Here is a 19778-nt window from a genome sequence, read left to right on the forward strand (position 1 = left end):
CGGCCTTCTTTTTCTGCACTATACTAGAAGACGAGTGCTTCCCTATAAGCAAAATTTGAGTAAGTGATGAGAAAATATATGAAAAATTATCAAGAATGGTATGACCACATCGCTGGTAACATTGGAAATAAGCCCTTTCTTCTGAGCTTGTTAAGAACTTTCAATCGGTTCATGACAGTAGTTATGCCTATGATTTATCTAACCTTGTTAGCAACTACCTATCTCCAACAAGGACTTGGGACACAGGTCGGAATCTATTTGTTTATTCCTGCATCAGGTTTTGTGATTTTGTCCTTTCTTCGCAAGAAAATCAATGCTCCTAGGCCTTATGAGGAATGGACTATTAAACCTTTGCTTGATAGAGATAGTCCTGGTCAGTCTATGCCCAGTCGTCATGTCTTTTCAGCAACCATTATCTCCATGGCTTGCTTGCATGCTAGTCTAACTATGGGGATGATTTGTTTGACATTATCAGCCTTCCTAGGTCTAGTGAGAGTCTTAGGTGGCGTGCATTATCCCAAGGATGTAGTGGTTGGCTATATTTGTGCTCTTGTGTGGGGTGTGATTTTCTTTCTATTTTGACCTGTAAGTTAAGGTAACCTTACAACCACTTACGAGTCTAAAGTAACCACTTGCTTTTTTGCTCTTGTTTTCTTATTTTAGCTTTGATATAGTAGAGTCAGAAAGGAGATGGAATGAAGTTACGAATTGAAATTGACAGCAATTTAGAGGAAACTGAAATTGTCATCAAGGCAGCGTCTTTGACAGATGAGATTGCGGATTTACAGCGGATCTTGCAAGAGTCCAAGTCTCCTCGGTTGATTTTTTACAAGGGAACAGGTGAATATTATCTGGACTTATCGGAAATTCTCTTCTTTGAGACGGAAGGTAGCAAGATTTACGCTCATACCCAGAAAGATGCATACGAGGTTCGGCTTAAACTCTATGAGTTAGAGTCTATCCTTCCTCGTTATTTCAGTCGAGTATCCAAGTCGACCATTGCTAATATTCGGCAAGTTTACTCGGTTGACAAGTCCTTTTCAGGGACAGGAACTATTTCCTTTTATCAGACCCATAAGGAGGTTCATGTCTCACGGCATTACCAATCCCTCCTAAAAGAAAATCTAAGAAACATGAGGTAAGAACATGAAAAAGAAAGCATTTGGTATTGTGTTGCTAGTATTGGCAGCTTTAATATTATTACAAGGAAATTTTGGAATCCCTTCATTCGGTGGGCAAATTTGGCCCTTGCTTGGTATTGGATTTTTTGCCTATCAATCAGTTGGAGCTTTGTTGCGTCGTCACTTAACTTCAGCCTCTTTTACAGCTCTAGTAGCCTTAATGATTGCTAACCACTTTTATGGCATTTTACCAATTCCTAATCAGTCATTGTTCTGGGCAAGTATTTTAATCGTAATGGGTGTCAGCGCACTCACTCATTCTAACAGAACTTGGAATGGGAAAAAATGGTGGTATGACGGTGAAAAGACCATTCTGACAGATAAGGAAGTTGCTTTTGGGGCGGGTACATTTTACAAGCAAGACCAAGAATTGGTAGAAGATGAGTTTGAGGTCGGATTTGGAAATGCCAAAATCTATTATGACAATGCAGAGATTTTAGGAGATAGCGCAACTCTGAAAGTGGAAGTCGGTTTTGGGAATGCAGTTATCTATGTTCCTAAACATTGGGGAGTTGATTTAAAGGTAGAAACTTTCTGTGGCGTAGCCAAGGCAGATACTCCTCTAGCGCCAACCAGCAAAACCTTGATTATCCGTGGAGATGTGGCCTTTGGGAAGTTGGAAATTGTCTACGTTAAATAAAAAAATCTTCCAATTCCCTTGCAAAAATGAAGAAAGTGTGATAACATAGTACAGTATGTGGTGCTAGCACATCCGCTATATTAGATCTAATAGGAGGAAAACACAATGGCTAAAGTATGTTACTTTACAGGTCGTAAGACTGTATCAGGAAACAACCGTTCACACGCGATGAACCAAACAAAACGTGCCGTAAAACCAAACCTTCAAAAAGTTACTGTTCTTATCGATGGTAAACCTAAAAAAGTTTGGGCTTCAGCTCGTGCTTTGAAATCAGGTAAAGTTGAACGCGTTTAATAATAAAAGTGAGGAGACCTTAGGGTCTTTTTTCTTTTACTGTAGATATAAAATCATTTGAAAAATAGAGTAAATATCCGCTGATACAGTATTCTGCTTTTACACTTGGGCTGAAATATGATAAAATAGAGTATCAACTAGTTGAGGTAAAAAGGATGACTGTAAAAATTAATACAAAAGATGGTCAAATCGAACTAACAGATGAAGTGATTGCAACCGTCGTAGGTGGAGCAGCAACTGAGATTTTTGGTGTGGTCGGTATGGCTAGTAAAAATGCCCTCAAAGATAATTTCCAAGCCCTTCTAGGTAAGGAAAATTATTCCAAAGGTGTCGTCGTAAAAGCGGCCGAAGATGGCAGTATTGCAGTTGATGTATATACCGTGTTGAGCTACGGAACAAAGATTAGCGAAGTGTCAAAAAACATTCAAGAGCGTGTTCGTTTTAGTTTGGAAAACCAACTTGGAATTACTGCTCAGACTGTAAATGTCTACATTCAAAATATCAAAGTTGTAGGAGAATAACCGTGTCAAAAATTACTACTAGCTTATTTCAAGAAATGGTGCAGGCGGCATCAACTCGCTTGAATAAGCAAGCTGAATATGTCAATTCATTAAACGTCTTTCCAGTTCCAGATGGAGATACTGGTACAAATATGGGAATGACCATTGAAAATGGAGCTAAAGAAGTTGCAGACAAGCCAGCTTCTACAGTTGGCGAGGTAGCGAGCATTCTTGCCAAAGGTCTTTTGATGGGTGCGCGTGGAAACTCAGGCGTTATTACGTCTCAGCTTTTCCGTGGATTTTCACAAGCTATCAAGGATAAAGACGAGTTAACAGGTCAAGACTTGGCTCTTGCCTTCCAATCGGGTGTAGAAGTTGCCTATAAGGCAGTTATGAAACCAGTTGAAGGAACGATTTTGACAGTTTCTCGTGGGGCTGCTATCGGTGCTAAGAAAAAAGCTGAGCAAACAGATGACGCTGTTGAAGTCATGCGCGCAGCCTTGGAAGGTGCTAAAACAGCTCTAGCTAAAACACCAGACATGCTTCCAGTATTGAAAGAAGTTGGCGTTGTGGATTCAGGTGGTCAAGGACTGGTCTTCATCTATGAAGGTTTCCTTTCAGCACTTACTGGTGAATATATCGCATCTGAGGACTTTGTAGCGACTCCGGCCAACATGAGTGAAATGATCAATGCAGAGCATCATAAGTCTGTAGCTGGTCACGTAGCGACTGAGGACATCACCTTTGGTTACTGTACTGAAATCATGGTAGCTCTTAAGCAAGGTCCAACCTATGCCAAAGATTTTGACTACGACGAATTCCGTAACTACTTGAATGAGCTTGGGGATTCTCTCCTCGTTGTTAACGATGATGAAATTGTCAAAGTTCATGTCCATACAGAAGATCCAGGACTTGTTATGCAAGAAGGTCTTAAATATGGTAGCTTGGTCAAGGTAAAAGTTGACAATATGCGTAACCAACACGAAGCACAGGTTGAGAAAGAAGCTGCTCAAGTTAGCAAACCAGCTGAAGAAAAAGAATATGCTTTGATTGCTGTGGTGGCTGGTAAAGGTTTAGCAGATATCTTCCGTTCTCAAGGTGTGGATTATGTTATCGAAGGCGGTCAAACCATGAACCCTTCAACAGAAGACTTTATCAAGGCTGTTGAACAGGTCAATGCTCGTAACATTATCTTCCTACCAAACAACAAGAACATCTTCATGGCAGCTCAATCTGCAGCAGAAGTTTTGGAGCAACCAGCAGTAGTGGTGGAAGCTCGTACTTTGCCACAAGGTTTGACAAGTCTTCTCGCCTTTGATCCAAGCAAGTCCATCGAAGAAAACCAAGAGCGTATGACTGCTGCTCTTAGCGATGTCATTAGTGGAAGCGTCACAACAGCCGTTCGTGATACAACCATTGATGGCTTAGAAATCCATGAAAACGATAATCTTGGTATGGTGGATGGGAAAATCCTCGTGTCAAACCCTGACATGCACCAAACCTTGACAGAAACATTGAAACATATGTTGGATGAAGACAGTGAAATCGTAACCTTCTATGTCGGTGAAGACGGAAGCGAAGAACTTGCCAATGAAATTGCCCAAGAAATCGCAGAAGAATTCGAAGACGTTGAAGTCGAAATCCACCAAGGCCAACAACCAGTTTACCCATACCTATTTAGTGTGGAATAAAAATTTAATAGATTAAAAAGAAAGTTGATTTTGCAACTTTCTTTTTTTATGACATTTGTCATATTTCTTAGTGACAGAAGCTTCTAGCTCCGCTAACTTCAAAGGACTATAATTGAAGTATGAAATGGAGGAAGAAGAAATGAAAAATAAAATGATTGTCGCAGTGAGTTTAGTAGCAGCAGGAGTTATGACCTATCTCATGTTTTCAGGATTGGACGAGGGTTTCTATCATTTTCCTTGGGAGCTCTTTGCTGGCTTTGGAATGATGTCTTGGCTTGTCAGAGAAGGTTTGAAATTAGTCTCAGATGTGAAAAAGGAGTTTGAGGAATGAAAAAAGCAATCATCTATCTCTTTATCGGCCTGTCACTCTTGGTATGGTTAGTGGAAATGTTTACTGGTTGGTTTGACCAAACCTTGCTTCGCCAATTTATTCGTGGTGCTTGGGGTTTTGGATTTATGATTTTCGTCATTTTCCCTATGGGAATGGAGTGGTTGAAAGGAGAATATCATGAACATGATTAAGGTAGAAAGCCTAAATAAAAACATCAAGGGTAAAGCTATTTTGAAGGATATTTCCTTTGAGGTAGCTGAAGGTGAATGCGTCGCCTTGATTGGGCCCAATGGTGCTGGGAAGACAACACTCTTAGATTGTTTGCTTGGAGATAAACTGGTCACAAGCGGTCAAGTATCTATTCAAGATTTACCAGTGACGAGTTCTAAGTTAGACTATACTAGGGCTTACCTCCCTCAAGAAAATGTGATTGTACAGAAATTGAAGGTTAAAGAGTTGATTGCTTTCTTTCAAAGTATTTATCCAAATCCTTTGAGTGAGCAGGAAATTGATCAACTATTGCAGTTTGACAAGCAACAAAAAGAGCAATTCGCAGAAAAATTATCAGGTGGACAAAAGCGTCTTTTCTCTTTTATCTTGACCTTAATTGGGCGACCAAAGCTTGTCTTTTTGGATGAGCCTACATCGGCTATGGATACCTCTACCCGTCAACGTTTTTGGGAAATTGTTCAGGACCTAAAAGCGCAGGGAGTCACCATTCTCTATTCGTCCCATTATATTGAGGAAGTGGAACACACCGCAGACCGCATTTTGCTCTTAAATAAGGGAGAGTTGATTCGAGATACGACACCTCTAGCTATGCGTAGCGAGGAAATAGAAAAGCATTTTATCCTTCCTATAGCTTACAAGGAAGTCGTAGAGCAGTCAAACTTGGTTGAAAACTGGGTCCTAAAACAAGATGCCCTGCAAGTAGTCACACGTGAAGCGGATGCTTTCTGGGAACTGTTAGTCAGAGCAGGATGTAGGATTCAAGAAATTGAAGTCAATAATCGCAGTTTGCTGGATACAATCTTTGAAGAAACACAAAAGGGAGATGACTAAGATGAAACGATGGATCGCACTAAACAAGATAGAATTTCTATTGACCAAACGACAATTAGTAACTTATCTATTGTCAGTAGGGATGCCGACGGCCTTCTATTTATTCTTTTCAGGCATGTATCAGGACACACCAGGTGGGCCAGCTAATTTTATGCGTGATTACCTCATCTCCATGACGGCTTTTTCCATGATGTCGACTGCTATGTTTTCATTCCCAGTTGTTTTACATACCGATAAGATAAACAACTGGCAGAAAACATTACGTCATAGCCCTGTAAATATGGTAGAATATTATCTATCAAAGATAACAAGTATGCTGGTTGATTATTTGGTTTCAATCTTGGTGGTTTTCTCAGTTGGGCATTTTGTAAGAGGTGTGGATATGTCTCTTGGAAATTGGATTGGAGCGGCGCTCTTGCTGATAGTAGGAAGTGTTGCCTTTGTAGCTCTCGGTTTGACTTTGACGCTGTTACCAACTAGTCAGCTGATGTCTGTCGTGGGTAATCTTCTTTATCTAGGCTTGGCTGTTTTAGGCGGACTCTGGATGCCCATCTCTTTATTTCCAGACTGGATGCAAGCAGTTGGTAAGTCTTTACCAAGCTATCAGTTGATGGAGTTGGTCAAGACCTTCTTAAACGAGGGTGGCATCAATCTATCAGCCACAGTTTATTTACTTGTTTTTTCAGTAGTTTTGTTTGGTTTGACCATTTATCTTCAAGGTCATAAGGAGAATGCTTAATGCTTGAAAGACTGAAAAGCATACATTATATGTTTTGGGCCAGTTTAATTTTTATGATTTTCCCCATCCTACCTGTAGTGGCTGGATGGCTTTCTGCCTGGCATTTATTGATTGATATTCTATTTGTAGTGGCGTATTTGGGTGTTTTAACAACTAAGAGCCAGCGCCTATCTTGGCTATATTGGGGCCTCATGCTGACTTATGTAGTTGGGAATACTGCCTTTGTTGCTGTTAATTATATCTGGTTTTTCTTTTTCCTATCCAATCTCTTAAGTTATCATTTCAACGTAGGTGGTTTAAAGTCTGTACATGTCTGGACTTTTCTTCTTGCTCAAGTCCTTGTTGTGGGCCAACTGTTGATTTTTCAGAGAATCGAAGTTGAGTTTCTATTCTATCTACTTGTAATTCTTACTTTTGTCGATTTAATGACTTTTGGATTGGTTCGGATTCGGATTGTGGAGGATTTGAAAGAAGCGCAGGCTAAGCAAAATGCCCAGATAAATCTATTGCTTGCTGAAAATGAACGTAGTCGTATCGGTCAGGATTTGCATGATAGTCTGGGGCATACCTTTGCTATGCTTAGTGTTAAAACTGATCTAGCCTTGCAGTTATTTCAAATACAGGCTTATCCACAGGTGGAAAAGGAATTAAAAGAAATACAGCAAATTAGCAAAGAATCAATGCGTGAAGTGCGAACCATTGTGGAAAATCTTAAGTCTAGAACTTTGACATCCGAACTAGAGACTGTGAAAAAGATGTTAGAAATTGCTGGAATTGAGGTGGAAATAGCTAATCAACTAGATACAGCTAGCTTAACTCAGGAATTGGAGTCAACGGCTTCCATGATTTTGCTTGAATTAGTGACCAACATCATCAAACATGCTAAAGCGTCTAAAGTCTACTTGAAATTAGAACGGACAGAGAAAGAACTCATTCTAACAGTGAGAGATGATGGCTGTGGCTTTACTTATATAAAGGGGGATGACCTCCATACAGTTCGAGATCGTGTTCTTCCATTTTCAGGAGAAGTAAGAGTAATCAGTCAGAAACATCCGACTGAAGTGCAGGTTCGACTACCTTATAAGGAGAGAAACTAAGATGAAACTACTTGTTGCAGAAGATCAAAGTATGTTGCGAGATGCTATGTGCCAGTTGCTTGCCTTTCAAGCAGATGTAGAGTCTGTCTTACAAGTAAAGAATGGGCAAGAAGCAATTCAACTCTTAGGAAAGGAGTCCGTAGATATCGCCATTCTTGACGTAGAAATGCCTGTTAAGACAGGTCTCGAAGTCTTGGAGTGGATACGAGCAGAAATGCTAGAAACAAAGGTAGTTGTGGTGACGACCTTCAAGCGCCCCGGATATTTTGAACGTGCGGTCAAGGCTGGAGTGGATGCTTATGTCTTAAAAGAAAGAAGCATTGCAGACCTCATGCAAACCTTGCACACTGTCCTCGAAGGACGTAAGGAATATTCGCCTGAATTGATGGAAGTGGTGATGACGCATCCTAACCCGTTAACAGAGCAAGAAATCGCCGTTTTAAAGGGAATTGCTCAAGGCTTGTCTAACCAAGAAATTGCAGATCAACTTTATTTATCAAACGGAACCGTCCGAAATTATGTCACCAATATTCTTTCGAAACTAGATGCTGCTAATCGAACAGAGGCAGCTAATATTGCGAAAGAATCTGGTTGGTTGTGATGATATAATATTTTTTGAACATTATGTGCTAAAATTGATGGGATGGGATGGGATTGAATGAAACAATACCTAACTTTAGGAGGGATTTATTCCTCCTTTTGGTTTAGTCTAAGGTGGTACCACGGAGATAAAATTGCTAAATTCCGCTAAATTCCTCAAAACATATTCTATTTTAGGTTTGTGAAAATCACTTTTTTATGGTAGAATGTAAAAGAATGTATGTCATTCGGAATAACAATAAAATGAGGTAAAAACATGGAGATCATGTCGCTTGCGATTGCTGTTTTTGCCGTCATCATTGGTTTAGTCATTGGATATGTCAGCATCTCAGCTAAGATGAAATCATCTCAGGAAGCTGCGGAGTTGATGCTTTTAAATGCTGAACAAGAAGCAACTAATTTACGTGGACAAGCTGAGCGTGAAGCAGATTTACTTGTTAATGAAGCTAAACGTGAAAGCAAGTCTCTTAAAAAAGAAGCACTATTGGAGGCCAAAGAAGAAGCCAGAAAATACCGTGAAGAAGTGGACGCTGAATTCAAATCAGAACGTCAAGAACTCAAACAAATCGAAAGTCGTTTGACAGAGAGAGCTACTAGTCTTGACCGTAAGGACGACAATTTGACGAGTAAAGAACAAACACTTGAACAAAAAGAACAAAGTATTTCTGATAGAGCGAAAAACCTTGATGCGCGTGAAGAGCAATTAGAGGAAGTCGAAAGACAAAAAGAAGCAGAGTTAGAGCGTATTGGTGCCCTGTCTCAGGCAGAAGCACGAGATATTATCTTGGCTCAGACAGAGGAAAACTTGACCAAGGAGATTGCCAGCCGTATTCGCGAAGCTGAGCAAGAGGTCAAGGAACGTTCTGACAAAATGGCCAAGGACATTTTGGTTCAAGCTATGCAACGTATCGCTGGTGAATATGTAGCGGAGTCAACAAACTCAACAGTTCATCTGCCAGATGATACTATGAAGGGACGCATTATTGGTCGTGAAGGTCGTAACATTCGTACCTTTGAAAGTTTGACAGGGGTTGATGTGATTATCGACGATACACCAGAAGTGGTAACCTTGTCAGGTTTTGACCCGATTCGTCGTGAGATTGCCCGTATGACTATGGGAATGTTGCTCAAAGATGGTCGTATCCACCCAGCTCGTATCGAGGAGTTGGTTGAGAAAAACCGTCAAGAGATTGACAATAAGATCCGTGAATACGGTGAGGCAGCTGCCTATGAGATTGGTGCGCCAAACCTTCACCCTGACTTGATGAAGATTATGGGACGTTTGCAGTTCCGTACTTCTTATGGACAAAATGTCTTGCGCCATTCGATTGAGGTTGCTAAATTGGCTGGTATCATGGCCAGCGAACTTGGTGAAAATGCGGCTCTTGCCCGTCGTGCTGGATTCCTTCACGATATCGGGAAAGCTATTGACCGCGAGGTTGAGGGTAGCCACGTTGAAATCGGTATGGAATTGGCTCGTAAGTATAAGGAACACCCAGTTGTGGTCAATACGATTGCTAGCCACCACGGCGATGTCGAAGCAGAAAGTGTCATTGCAGTGATCGTCGCTGCGGCAGATGCCTTGAGCGCAGCCCGTCCAGGTGCTCGTAGTGAGTCTCTTGAAAGCTACATCAAGCGTCTTCATGATTTGGAAGAAATTGCTAACGGCTTTGAGGGAGTGCAAACTAGCTTTGCCCTTCAAGCAGGACGTGAAATCCGCATCATGGTCAATCCAGGACAAATCAAGGACGACAAAGTCACAATCTTGGCTCACAAAGTTCGTGAGAAAATTGAAAACAATCTCGATTACCCAGGAAATATCAAGGTAACCGTGATTCGTGAGCTTCGTGCAGTAGATTATGCTAAATAAATAAGAAAGAGCAGTTGAAAAATTACTGCTTTTTTGTTACACTAGATAGAAAGACTGTAAAGGATAATCTGGCTTTTTGCCATTATTCTAGAGAAATGTTATTTCACAGACTGACTAAAAGGAGACACAATGGCAGACCGAGGCTTACTAATCGTTTTTTCTGGTCCTTCAGGGGTTGGAAAAGGAACGGTTAGAAGAGAGATTTTTGAGAGTTCTGAAAACCAATTTCAATACTCTGTATCTATGACGACACGCGCACAACGTCCTGGAGAAGTGGATGGTGTTGACTATTTCTTCCGTACTCGTGAAGAGTTTGAAGAGCTGATTCGTCAAGGACAGATGTTGGAATACGCAGAATATGTCGGCAACTACTATGGAACTCCTCTGACCTATGTCAATGAAACCTTGGACAAGGGAATCGATGTTTTCCTTGAAATTGAGGTTCAAGGTGCTCTTCAGGTTAAGAAAAAGGTTCCAGATGCTGTCTTTATCTTCCTGACACCACCAGATTTGGATGAATTGCAAGATCGCTTGGTAGGTCGTGGAACAGATAGTGCAGAAGTGATTGCCCAACGAATCGAAAAGGCCAAGGAAGAAATTGCCCTTATGCGTGAGTATGATTATGCGATTGTCAACGATCAGGTGCCCCTAGCTGCTGAGCGTGTCAAACGCGTGATCGAAGCAGAACACTTCCGTGTGGATCGTGTCATTGGTCACTATCAGGAGATGTTACCAAAATCTCCAACTACCCGATAAAATTTAGAAAATAGGTACAAGAAAATGATGTTAAAACCCTCTATTGATACCTTGCTCGACAAGGTTCCATCAAAATATTCACTCGTAATCTTGGAAGCAAAACGTGCCCACGAATTGGAAGCAGGTGCGCCAGCAACTCAAGGTTTCAAGTCTGAAAAATCAACTCTTCGCGCTTTAGAAGAAATCGAATCAGGAAACGTAACAATTCACCCAGATCCAGAAGGAAAACGTGAAGCAGTGCGTCGCCGTATCGAAGAAGAAAAACGTCGCAAAGAAGAAGAAGAAAAGAAAATCAAAGAGCAAATCGCTAAAGAAAAAGAAGATGGTGAAAAAATTTAAGGTTGGGGGGACTCAATCTTATTTTTTCTATTGCAAGAATGTACTGACAAGGAGGAGGTGAGAAGATGGCTATAGCCAAGATCATTGTAGATGTGCCCTTGATGCAGACGGACCAGCCCTATAGTTACAGGATTCCTGAGGAGTTTCTGGGAATGCTGGAAGTTGGGATGCGGGTTCATGTGCCTTTTGGTAAGGGCAATCGCCTGATTCAAGGGATTGTTCTTGGTTTGGAGTCTCAATCAGACGAAGGAGAGATGGAGCAGGATTTAAAAGATATTGCAGAGGTGCTGGATTTTTCTCCTGTTCTCACGCAAGAACAACTCTGGCTAGCTGAAGAGCTCCGCAAGTCCGTCTTCTCCTATAAAATCTCCATCCTCAAGGCTATGTTACCGGGATTTCTGAACTCCAGCTATGATAAGATTCTCTATCCTCTGGTAGGTCTGAGTCAGGCAGACCGAGAGCGCTTGTTTGGTTCAGAGGATTCGCTTGCCTTTTCTTCACTAGACCTTGCCAAACAAGCCGAAATGATGCGTTTGACTAGAAAAGGACTGCTTGGTCTGGAATACCAGGCAATTGATCAAAAGAAGGTTAAGACCCAGTCTTGGTATGAGGTTGATGCTACTCAGTTAGAGAAAATTGAGATCTCTACGCGTGCCAAGAAAAAGTTAGAACTGAGAGACTATTTGCTTTCTCATCCTAAGAGCGCTTCCTTGGCTAGTTTGCTAGAGTTCTATTCGCGGGAGCAAGTCAACTTCTTTGTGGAACAAGGTGCTGTTACCATAGTCCAAAAAGAAGTCCAACGCTCGGCTGCTTATTTTGAAGGAATTGAAGCAAGTCAGCCTTTGGAGTTGAATCCAGAGCAAAGACAGGCGCGTGATGCGGTTGTAAGTGCGATTGGCAGTCATCAGACTCCCTTCCTCCTTCAAGGGATTACAGGAAGTGGGAAGACAGAGGTTTACTTGCAGATTATCCAAGGGGCCTTGGACAAGGGCAAGACAGCTATTTTGCTGGTGCCTGAGATTTCCTTGACTCCACAGATGACGGAGCGTTTTATTGCCCGTTTTGGTGAGAAAGTGGCCATCCTTCACTCAGGCCTGTCCAATGGTGAAAAGTACGACGAATGGCGCAAGGTGGAACGAGGAGATGCTCAAGTTGTTGTTGGTGCTAGATCGGCCATCTTTGCCCCCCTGAAAAATCTAGGTGTCATGATTATTGATGAGGAGCATGAAGCGACTTATAAGCAAGACAGCAATCCCCGTTACCATGCCAGAGAGGTGGCTATTTTACGGGCCCGGTATAATCAAGCGGCCTTGGTCCTTGGTTCAGCGACACCAAGTCTGGAAAGCCGTGCGCGGGCTGGAAAAGGCGTCTATCAGCACTTATGTCTGACCCAACGAGCTAATCCTTTAGCCACCATTCCTGAGGTTCAAGTGATTGATTTTCGGGACTATATCGGACAAAATGAGACGTCAAACTTTACACCGCCTTTGCTAGAAGCTATCCAAGACCGTCTGGCTAAAAAAGAGCAGGTGGTTCTCATGCTCAATCGCCGTGGTTATTCTAGCTTTGTCATGTGTCGGGAATGTGGGACGGTGGATACTTGTCCCAACTGTGACATTTCTCTGACCTTGCACATGGATACCAAGACCATGAACTGCCATTATTGTGGGTTTTCTAAGGACATTCCTCAGGTCTGTCCTAACTGTAAGAGTCGCAGTATTCGTTACTATGGAACAGGGACTCAAAAAGCTTATGATGAGCTAGCAGAACTCTTTCCTCAAGCCCGCATTCTGCGGATGGATGTGGACACGACTCGTAAGAAAGGTAGTCACCAAGCTCTTCTTGACCAGTTTGGACGAGGAGAAGCGGATATCTTGCTAGGAACTCAGATGATTGCTAAGGGATTGGATTTTCCAAATGTGACTTTAGTCGGAGTTCTAAATGCGGATACGGCCTTGAATCTGCCTGATTTCCGTTCTTCTGAGAGAACCTTCCAGCTCTTGACTCAGGTTGCAGGCCGGGCAGGTCGTGCTGAAAAAGCTGGGCAGGTCTTGATTCAGTCTTACAATCCTCAGCACTACGCTATTCGATTTGCAAAGGATCAGGATTACGAAGGTTTTTATGCCTATGAAATGGGAATCAGACGACAACTTGGTTATCCGCCTTACTATTTCACCATTGGCATTACCATTTCTCACAAGAAAGAAGAAGAGGTGGTCAAACGTGCTTATGAAGTTATGAACATTTTGCGGTCAGGATTGTCAGAGACCAGTAACATTCTTGGGCCAACCCCCAAACCGATTGCTCGTACCCACAACCTCTATCATTACCAGATTTTAATTAAATACCGTTTAGAAGATGAGCTGGGGCTAACCCTCAACCAGGTCTTGGCCTTGACTCAAGAGCGGGAAAATAGTGAGCTCCGTCTCAGTATTGACCATGAGCCACAGCAATTTTTATAAGAAGGAGAAGATATGACAAAATTAATCTTTATGGGGACCCCCGACTTTTCAGCAACAGTCTTAAAAGGACTTTTGACAGATGACCGTTACGAAATTCTAGCCGTTGTGACCCAGCCAGACCGTGCTGTCGGACGTAAAAAAGTGATCCAAGAAACCCCAGTCAAGCAGGCTGCTAAAGAAGCGGGTCTTCCAATCTACCAACCTGAAAAATTATCTGGAAGTCCAGAGATGGAAGCTATTATGAAGCTAGGAGCAGATGGAATTGTGACTGCTGCTTTTGGGCAGTTTCTCCCAAGTAAACTCCTTGATAGCATGGACTTTGCGGTCAATGTTCACGCTTCTCTTCTTCCTAAACATCGTGGTGGAGCGCCAATCCATTATGCATTGATTCAAGGGGATAAGGAAGCTGGTGTGACCATTATGGAAATGGTTAAGGAAATGGATGCAGGAGATATGATTTCTCGTCGTAGCATTCCGATCACAGATGAGGATAATGTTGGCACCTTGTTTGAGAAATTAGCTCTTGTTGGTCGCGATTTGCTTTTGGATACTTTGCCTGCCTACATTGCTGGTGACATTAAACCTGAACCGCAGTATCCAAGTCAGGTCACTTTCTCGCCAAATATCAAGCCAGAAGAAGAAAAACTAGATTGGACTAAGACCAATCGTCAACTTTTCAACCAAATCCGTGGAATGAACCCGTGGCCTGTTGCCCATACTTTCCTTAAGGGCGACCGCTTTAAGATTTATGAAGCACTACCAGTAGAAGGTCAGGGAAATCCAGGTGAGATTCTCTCTATTGGCAAGAAAGAATTGATTGTCGCAACGGCAGAAGGGGCTCTATCCCTCAAACAAGTGCAGCCAGCTGGTAAACCTAAGATGGACATTGCTTCCTTCCTCAATGGAGTTGGACGTACATTGACTGTAGGAGAACGATTTGGTGACTAAAGTAGAAACGGCTAGAAGTTTAGCCCTAGCAGTATTAGAGGATGTTTTTATCAATCAAGCATACTCAAATATCGCCTTAAATAAGCATTTCAAGGGAAGTCAACTTTCGGCAGCAGACAAGGGCTTGGTGACCGAGCTGGTCTATGGAACGGTAGCCCGTAAACTGACTCTGGAATGGCACCTATCCCACTTTATCGAAGACAGAGACCAGTTAGATAGTTGGCTTTATGTTCTTCTTCTCATGAGTGCCTACCAACTCCGCTATTTGGACAAGATTCCAGATCATGCTGTGGTCAATGAAGCAGTAGAATTGGCCAAAGTCCGTAAAAAAGGCAGTGAAAAATTGGTCAACGCTGTCCTTCGCCGTATCTTGCGTGAAGGCTGGCCAGATATTGCTAGCATCAAGCGAAAAAACAAGCGTGATTCCGTTGCCTATTCTCTCCCAGTTTGGCTTGTGTCTAAACTTAAGGAAGAATACGGCGAAGAGCGAGCGCAAGCTATTTTTGAAAGTCTTTTGGTGCGCAATAAGGCCAGCATCCGCGTGACTGATTTAAGTCGAAAAGAAGAAATCCAAGTCTTGTTGGAGGCCAGTGATTCATCCTTGTCTCCCTCTGGTCTTGTGAAGGAGCAAGGCCACTTTGCGGGATATGACCTATTTTCAGAGGGAGCCATTACCATCCAAGACGAGTCCAGTCAGCTTGTTGCTCCGACGCTTGATTTACAAGGTGATGAGCAGGTTCTAGATGCTTGTGCAGCTCCAGGTGGAAAAACAGCTCATATAGCCTCTTATCTCACGACAGGTCAGGTAATTGCTCTGGATTTATATGACCACAAGTTGGACTTAATCCAAGAAAATGCCCAACGTCTAGGGGTTGCAGAACGAGTTCAAACGAAAAAATTGGATGCCAGAAAGGTGCATGAGTTTTTTGGTCAGAATTCATTTGATAAGATTTTGGTGGATGCTCCTTGTTCAGGAATCGGTCTTCTGCGTCGCAAACCAGATATCAAATACAACAAAGAAACGGCAGATTTCGCGTCCTTACAGGAAATTCAGCTAGAAATATTAGGTAGTGTTTGTCAAACACTACGCAAAGGTGGTATAATAACTTATAGTACCTGTACTATTGTCTCAGAGGAGAACTTTCAAGTCGTTCAGGCATTTTTAGAAAGTCATCCCGACTTTGAGCAGGTAAAACTAGAACATGAATGTAAGGATATCATGAAAGATGGCTGTATCCTCATCACCCCTGAATTGTATGGAAGTGATGGATTCTTCATCAGCCAATTTCGCAAGATATCAGATTAGGAAGGAACTAACACATGGAAATTTCATTATTAACAGATGTTGGTCAGAAACGAACAAATAACCAAGACTATGTAAACCACTATGTCAATAGAGCTGGACGTACCATGATTATCCTAGCTGATGGTATGGGAGGTCATCGCGCAGGGAATATCGCTAGTGAGATGGCGGTAACAGACCTAGGTGTAGCTTGGGTGGATACTCAAATCGATACAGTTAATGAAGTACGTGAATGGTTTGCTAACAACCTTGAGATTGAAAATCAAAAGATTAACCAATTGGGACAAGATGAAGCTTATAAAGGAATGGGAACAACCCTTGAGGCTGTTGCTATTATTGGCAATCAGGCTATCTATGCCCACATTGGGGATTCTCGTATCGGTTTGATTCGTGGAGAAGAATACCATCAGTTAACGAGCGACCATTCCTTGGTTAATGAATTGCTCAAGGCAGGTCAATTGACACCTGAAGAAGCAGCTAGCCACCCACAGAAAAATATTATTACCCAGTCAATTGGTCAAAAAGACGAAATTCAGCCTGATTTTGGAATGATTACCCTTGCGACAGGAGATTATCTCCTACTTAATAGCGATGGATTAACCAACATGATTTCAGGCAGTGAGATTTCTGATATTGTAACCAGTGATATTCCTTTGGCAGATAAAACAGCGACGCTCGTGCGTTTTGCTAACAATGCAGGAGGTTTAGACAACATTACGGTTGCCCTTGTTTCTATGAACGAGGAGGACGCAGAATGATCCAAATCGGCAAGATTTTTGCCGGACGCTATCGGATTGTGAAACAGATTGGCCGAGGAGGCATGGCAGATGTCTATTTGGCCAAGGATTTAATTCTAGACGGAGAAGAAGTGGCAGTGAAGGTCTTGAGGACCAACTACCAGACGGACCCGATAGCTGTAGCTCGTTTTCAGCGTGAAGCGAGAGCTATGGCAGATCTAGACCATCCTCATATCGTTCGGATAACAGATATTGGTGAGGAAGACGGTCAACAGTATCTTGCAATGGAGTATGTTGCTGGACTAGACCTTAAACGCTATATCAAGGAACATCACCCTCTTTCTAATGAAGAAGCCGTCCGTATCATGGGACAAATCCTCTTGGCTATGCGTTTGGCCCATACCAGAGGAATTGTCCATAGGGACTTGAAACCTCAAAATATCCTCTTGACGCCAGATGGGACTGCCAAGGTTACAGACTTCGGGATTGCAGTAGCCTTTGCTGAGACAAGTCTGACCCAGACCAACTCAATGCTAGGTTCTGTGCATTATTTATCACCAGAGCAGGCGCGTGGTTCTAAAGCGACTGTACAGAGTGATATCTATGCCATGGGGATTATCTTTTATGAGATGTTGACAGGACATATCCCTTATGATGGGGATAGTGCGGTGACCATCGCCCTCCAGCATTTCCAGAAACCATTGCCATCGGTTATAGCTGAGAATCCATCTGTGCCTCAGGCTTTAGAGAATGTTGTCATCAAGGCAACTGCCAAGAAATTGACAGATCGTTATCAGTCAGTTGCAGAGATGTATGTGGACTTGTCTAGTAGTTTGTCTTATAATCGTCGCAATGAGCCTAAATTGGTGTTTAATGATACCACTAAGGCTGACACCAAGACTCTTCCTAAAGTTCCACAAAGTACCTTGACTTCGATTCCTAAGGTGCAAACACAAAGTCCAAAGCCACAGACTGCGAAGCCGAGTCAGCAGACTTCAGAGGACAATTACGCAACCAAGCCTGTTAAGAAACGGAAATTTAGAGTTCGCTATATGATTTTGTTGGCCAGCATTGTATTGGTGGCAGCTTCTCTTATTTGGATACTATCGAGAACTCCTGCAACCATTGCCATTCCAGATGTGACAGGTAAGACAGTGGCGGAAGCCAAGGAAACCCTCAAGAAAGCCAATTTTGAGATTGGCGAGGAGAAATCAGAGGCTAGTGAAAAGGTGGAAGAAGGGCGGATTATCCGTACAGATCCTGACGCTGGAACTGGTCGAAAAGAAGGAACGAAAATCAATTTGGTTGTCTCATCAGGCAAGCAATCTTTCCAATTGAGCAATTATATCGGCCGTAAATCGACCGATGTTATCGCAGAACTCAAGCAGAAGAAGGTACCTGAAAATCTCATCAAGATAGAGGAAGAAGAATCAAGCGAGAGTGAAGAAGGAACAGTTCTTAGACAGAGCCCGTCTGCTGGAACAACTTATGATTTGAGTAAGGCCTCAACAATTACTTTAACTATTGCTAAGAAAGTAACAAGTGTTGTCATGCCAAGTTATATAGGATCTAGTCTCGAATTTACTAAAAATAATCTCGTTCAAATTGTCGGTATTAAAGAAGCCAATATTGAAGTTGTAGAAGTGTCGACAGCTCCCGCTGGAACTGCTGAAGGTACAGTCGTTGAACAGAGTCCAAAAGCAGGTGAAAAGGTTGATTTGACTAAGACGCGTGTCAAGATTTCAATCTACAAACCAAAAACACCGCCGTCAACGTCATCATCAGCACCAGCCCAACGTGGAAACCAAGGTTCTACTACAACACCAAGTCAGGGGAACCAACAAGGAAATCAACGAGAGAATGCACCTGCTACTACTCAATCAAGTAGTGAAGGGAACCACGAAAATTCTCGTGATTAAACGAATCTTTGTCATGATTTCATGGCAAAGATTTTTTTTGAGTCCGGATTTGTGATAGAATAGAAGGAGTTGATAAAAGGAGGAACGCATGGAAGAATCAAGAGAATTAAATGCCGTCATCGATGTGATTATGTTAGCTGGAACCATTCTTCTCAAAAGTGGCTCAGAGATTCATCGTGTAGAAGATACCATGATTCGTATTGCGCATTCGCAGGGAATTTTGGATTGCAATGTTCTGGCTATGCCTGCCGCAATCTTTTTCTCCATTGAAAATACCAATATTTCGCGAATGAAACGTGTGACTTCCTCTTCTTATAATATTGAAAAAGTCTGCGATGTCAACCAGATTTCTCGTCAGTTGGTAGGGGGAAAGCTGGATTTAGAGACGGCCTTCAAGCAATTGACGGCTTTGCAAGCCCAACCTCTTCCTTATACCAAGTTGCAGGTGACTCTGGCTGCGACCTTTAGTGCTCCTTTCTTTTCAATTATGTTTAGTGGAAATATCTACGACGCACTCGGGGCAGGAGTGGCTACCTTATTTGGTTTTGCCTTTTCCCTCTATGTGGAAAAGTTTATCCGAATTCCCTTTGTAACAGCCTTTGCTGGAGCTTTTGTCTTTGGGATGATAGCTCAGTTTTGGGCGCGCTACACAGGCTTTCCCTCAACGGCAGATTTGATTATAGCTGGTGCGGTCATGCCTTTTGTACCAGGAATTGCCTTGACCAATGCGGTCCGTGATATTATGACTAACCACATAAACTCTGGTATGAGCAAGATGTTTGAATCCCTGCTCATTACCCTTGCTTTAGGGGCGGGAACTTCTGTCGCCTTGGTATTGATGAATTAATATGACACTAACAACCTTTTTATTACAAGCAGTAGCAAGTCTTCTTGCTATTATCACTTTTTTAATTGTACTCAATGTTCAACGTTCTATGCTCTTACCAGGAGGGATTTTGGGCATGGCTGTCTGGCTAATCTATCTCTTGCTCAAGGAACCGACCAATGTTATTGTGGCTACCTTTATTGCGGCTATTATTGGTTCTTGTGTCAGCCAGATTTTAAGTATTCTTTATAAGACTCCTGCTGTGGTCTTTATCTTGGCCATCTTGGCACCACTGGTTCCGGGATACCTTTCTTATCGGACAACTGCCTTTTTTGTGACGGGAGATTACAGTCATGCCATTGCTAGTGCAACCTTGGTTGTTATGCTGGCTTTGGTGATTTCCATTGGAATGGCTAGTGGAACCGTGATTCTTAGACTTTATTCTTACTTAAGAAAACAGCATAATGGTTAGAATAATAAGGG

22 protein-coding genes are annotated in these 19778 nt (G+C 42.4%); all 22 read left to right on the forward strand.

Features of this window, described 5'->3' with window-relative positions; genetic code table 11:
* Positions 1-78: 78 nt before the first annotated feature.
* Positions 79-582 carry a phosphatase PAP2 family protein gene (locus GEZ85_RS00530; RefSeq protein WP_194250686.1) on the forward strand — a complete coding sequence of 168 codons (504 nt, stop codon included), beginning with the start codon at positions 79-81 and terminating at the stop codon, positions 580-582.
* A 113-nt stretch (positions 583-695) separates the two neighbouring features.
* Positions 696-1142 carry a LytTR family DNA-binding domain-containing protein gene (locus GEZ85_RS00535; RefSeq protein WP_153208834.1) on the forward strand — a complete coding sequence of 149 codons (447 nt, stop codon included), beginning with the start codon at positions 696-698 and terminating at the stop codon, positions 1140-1142.
* Positions 1143-1146: 4 nt separating this feature from the next.
* The gene (locus GEZ85_RS00540; protein ID WP_153208836.1) at positions 1147-1821 is read left to right on the forward strand and encodes a LiaF transmembrane domain-containing protein; all 675 of its coding nucleotides are present in this window, start codon (positions 1147-1149) and stop codon (positions 1819-1821) included.
* A 105-nt stretch (positions 1822-1926) separates the two neighbouring features.
* The gene (gene rpmB / locus GEZ85_RS00545) at positions 1927-2115 is read left to right on the forward strand and encodes a 50S ribosomal protein L28 (RefSeq protein ID WP_001140948.1); all 189 of its coding nucleotides are present in this window, start codon (positions 1927-1929) and stop codon (positions 2113-2115) included.
* A 155-nt stretch (positions 2116-2270) separates the two neighbouring features.
* Positions 2271-2636: an Asp23/Gls24 family envelope stress response protein gene (locus GEZ85_RS00550; RefSeq protein WP_000216437.1), complete on the forward strand. Its 366-nt coding sequence runs from the start codon at positions 2271-2273 to the stop codon at positions 2634-2636.
* A 2-nt stretch (positions 2637-2638) separates the two neighbouring features.
* Entirely contained in the window at positions 2639-4306 is a 1668-nt protein-coding gene (locus tag GEZ85_RS00555) for a DAK2 domain-containing protein (protein WP_261016326.1), read from the forward strand.
* Positions 4307-4430: 124 nt separating this feature from the next.
* Complete coding sequence (locus GEZ85_RS00560; RefSeq protein WP_194251492.1) at positions 4431-4637, forward strand: hypothetical protein; 207 nt, start codon at positions 4431-4433, stop codon at positions 4635-4637.
* Positions 4634-4828 (forward strand): hypothetical protein, encoded by a 195-nt coding sequence (locus GEZ85_RS00565; protein WP_153208838.1) that lies wholly within the window; start codon positions 4634-4636, stop codon positions 4826-4828. The genes GEZ85_RS00560 and GEZ85_RS00565 overlap by 4 nt, the downstream gene beginning before the upstream one ends.
* The gene (locus GEZ85_RS00570) at positions 4815-5699 is read left to right on the forward strand and encodes an ABC transporter ATP-binding protein (RefSeq protein WP_153208840.1); all 885 of its coding nucleotides are present in this window, start codon (positions 4815-4817) and stop codon (positions 5697-5699) included. Before GEZ85_RS00565 ends, GEZ85_RS00570 begins: the two co-directional genes overlap by 14 nt.
* 1 nt (position 5700) lies before the next feature.
* On the forward strand, positions 5701-6438 hold the full coding sequence (locus GEZ85_RS00575) for an ABC transporter permease (RefSeq protein WP_153208842.1): 738 nt from the start codon (positions 5701-5703) through the stop codon (positions 6436-6438).
* A complete protein-coding gene (locus tag GEZ85_RS00580; RefSeq protein WP_153208844.1) occupies positions 6438-7535 on the forward strand; it encodes a sensor histidine kinase in 1098 nt (365 codons plus the stop codon). Before GEZ85_RS00575 ends, GEZ85_RS00580 begins: the two co-directional genes overlap by 1 nt.
* A gap of 1 nt (position 7536) precedes the next feature.
* A complete protein-coding gene (locus tag GEZ85_RS00585) occupies positions 7537-8136 on the forward strand; it encodes a response regulator transcription factor (protein WP_153208845.1) in 600 nt (199 codons plus the stop codon).
* A 255-nt stretch (positions 8137-8391) separates the two neighbouring features.
* Positions 8392-10005 (forward strand): ribonuclease Y, encoded by a 1614-nt coding sequence (locus GEZ85_RS00590; RefSeq protein ID WP_153208847.1) that lies wholly within the window; start codon positions 8392-8394, stop codon positions 10003-10005.
* Positions 10006-10134: 129 nt separating this feature from the next.
* Positions 10135-10761 (forward strand): guanylate kinase, encoded by a 627-nt coding sequence (gene gmk / locus GEZ85_RS00595; RefSeq protein WP_000775041.1) that lies wholly within the window; start codon positions 10135-10137, stop codon positions 10759-10761.
* 24 nt (positions 10762-10785) lie between these two features.
* Entirely contained in the window at positions 10786-11100 is a 315-nt protein-coding gene (gene rpoZ, locus GEZ85_RS00600) for a DNA-directed RNA polymerase subunit omega (RefSeq protein ID WP_000979235.1), read from the forward strand.
* A 65-nt stretch (positions 11101-11165) separates the two neighbouring features.
* Positions 11166-13562: a primosomal protein N' gene (locus GEZ85_RS00605; protein ID WP_153208850.1), complete on the forward strand. Its 2397-nt coding sequence runs from the start codon at positions 11166-11168 to the stop codon at positions 13560-13562.
* A 12-nt stretch (positions 13563-13574) separates the two neighbouring features.
* On the forward strand, positions 13575-14510 hold the full coding sequence (gene fmt, locus GEZ85_RS00610; protein WP_143952951.1) for a methionyl-tRNA formyltransferase: 936 nt from the start codon (positions 13575-13577) through the stop codon (positions 14508-14510).
* The gene (gene rsmB / locus GEZ85_RS00615; RefSeq protein ID WP_322741423.1) at positions 14503-15816 is read left to right on the forward strand and encodes a 16S rRNA (cytosine(967)-C(5))-methyltransferase RsmB; all 1314 of its coding nucleotides are present in this window, start codon (positions 14503-14505) and stop codon (positions 15814-15816) included. The genes fmt and rsmB overlap by 8 nt, the downstream gene beginning before the upstream one ends.
* A gap of 14 nt (positions 15817-15830) precedes the next feature.
* Entirely contained in the window at positions 15831-16571 is a 741-nt protein-coding gene (locus tag GEZ85_RS00620) for a Stp1/IreP family PP2C-type Ser/Thr phosphatase (RefSeq protein WP_153208853.1), read from the forward strand.
* Entirely contained in the window at positions 16568-18469 is a 1902-nt protein-coding gene (gene pknB, locus GEZ85_RS00625; protein ID WP_153208855.1) for a Stk1 family PASTA domain-containing Ser/Thr kinase, read from the forward strand. Before GEZ85_RS00620 ends, pknB begins: the two co-directional genes overlap by 4 nt.
* An 88-nt stretch (positions 18470-18557) precedes the next feature.
* A complete protein-coding gene (locus GEZ85_RS00630) occupies positions 18558-19316 on the forward strand; it encodes a threonine/serine exporter family protein (protein ID WP_024057274.1) in 759 nt (252 codons plus the stop codon).
* A gap of 1 nt (position 19317) precedes the next feature.
* Positions 19318-19767, forward strand: coding sequence for a threonine/serine exporter family protein (locus GEZ85_RS00635; protein ID WP_033686494.1), 450 nt, complete (start codon positions 19318-19320; stop codon positions 19765-19767).
* Positions 19768-19778 lie beyond the last annotated feature (11 nt).

Source organism: Streptococcus mitis, from assembly GCF_009496205.1.
GTDB classification, from domain to species: Bacteria; Bacillota; Bacilli; order Lactobacillales; family Streptococcaceae; genus Streptococcus; species Streptococcus mitis_BN.

Bases quoted from the DNA above. Each gene is read 5' to 3' on its own strand.
- GEZ85_RS00560 (WP_194251492.1), top strand. From the start codon at position 4,431: ATGGAGGAAGAAGAAATGAAAAATAAAATGATTGTCGCAGTGAGTTTA.
- gmk (WP_000775041.1), top strand. From the start codon at position 10,135: ATGGCAGACCGAGGCTTACTAATCGTTTTTTCTGGTCCTTCAGGGGTT.
- GEZ85_RS00630 (WP_024057274.1), top strand. From the start codon at position 18,558: ATGGAAGAATCAAGAGAATTAAATGCCGTCATCGATGTGATTATGTTA.
- GEZ85_RS00590 (WP_153208847.1), top strand. From the start codon at position 8,392: ATGGAGATCATGTCGCTTGCGATTGCTGTTTTTGCCGTCATCATTGGT.
- fmt (WP_143952951.1), top strand. From the start codon at position 13,575: ATGACAAAATTAATCTTTATGGGGACCCCCGACTTTTCAGCAACAGTC.
- pknB (WP_153208855.1), top strand. From the start codon at position 16,568: ATGATCCAAATCGGCAAGATTTTTGCCGGACGCTATCGGATTGTGAAA.
- GEZ85_RS00575 (WP_153208842.1), top strand. From the start codon at position 5,701: ATGAAACGATGGATCGCACTAAACAAGATAGAATTTCTATTGACCAAA.
- GEZ85_RS00580 (WP_153208844.1), top strand. From the start codon at position 6,438: ATGCTTGAAAGACTGAAAAGCATACATTATATGTTTTGGGCCAGTTTA.
- GEZ85_RS00540 (WP_153208836.1), top strand. From the start codon at position 1,147: ATGAAAAAGAAAGCATTTGGTATTGTGTTGCTAGTATTGGCAGCTTTA.
- GEZ85_RS00635 (WP_033686494.1), top strand. From the start codon at position 19,318: ATGACACTAACAACCTTTTTATTACAAGCAGTAGCAAGTCTTCTTGCT.
- GEZ85_RS00530 (WP_194250686.1), top strand. From the start codon at position 79: ATGAAAAATTATCAAGAATGGTATGACCACATCGCTGGTAACATTGGA.
- GEZ85_RS00585 (WP_153208845.1), top strand. From the start codon at position 7,537: ATGAAACTACTTGTTGCAGAAGATCAAAGTATGTTGCGAGATGCTATG.
- GEZ85_RS00550 (WP_000216437.1), top strand. From the start codon at position 2,271: ATGACTGTAAAAATTAATACAAAAGATGGTCAAATCGAACTAACAGAT.
- rpoZ (WP_000979235.1), top strand. From the start codon at position 10,786: ATGATGTTAAAACCCTCTATTGATACCTTGCTCGACAAGGTTCCATCA.
- rpmB (WP_001140948.1), top strand. From the start codon at position 1,927: ATGGCTAAAGTATGTTACTTTACAGGTCGTAAGACTGTATCAGGAAAC.
- GEZ85_RS00570 (WP_153208840.1), top strand. From the start codon at position 4,815: ATGAACATGATTAAGGTAGAAAGCCTAAATAAAAACATCAAGGGTAAA.
- GEZ85_RS00605 (WP_153208850.1), top strand. From the start codon at position 11,166: ATGGCTATAGCCAAGATCATTGTAGATGTGCCCTTGATGCAGACGGAC.
- GEZ85_RS00620 (WP_153208853.1), top strand. From the start codon at position 15,831: ATGGAAATTTCATTATTAACAGATGTTGGTCAGAAACGAACAAATAAC.
- GEZ85_RS00535 (WP_153208834.1), top strand. From the start codon at position 696: ATGAAGTTACGAATTGAAATTGACAGCAATTTAGAGGAAACTGAAATT.
- GEZ85_RS00565 (WP_153208838.1), top strand. From the start codon at position 4,634: ATGAAAAAAGCAATCATCTATCTCTTTATCGGCCTGTCACTCTTGGTA.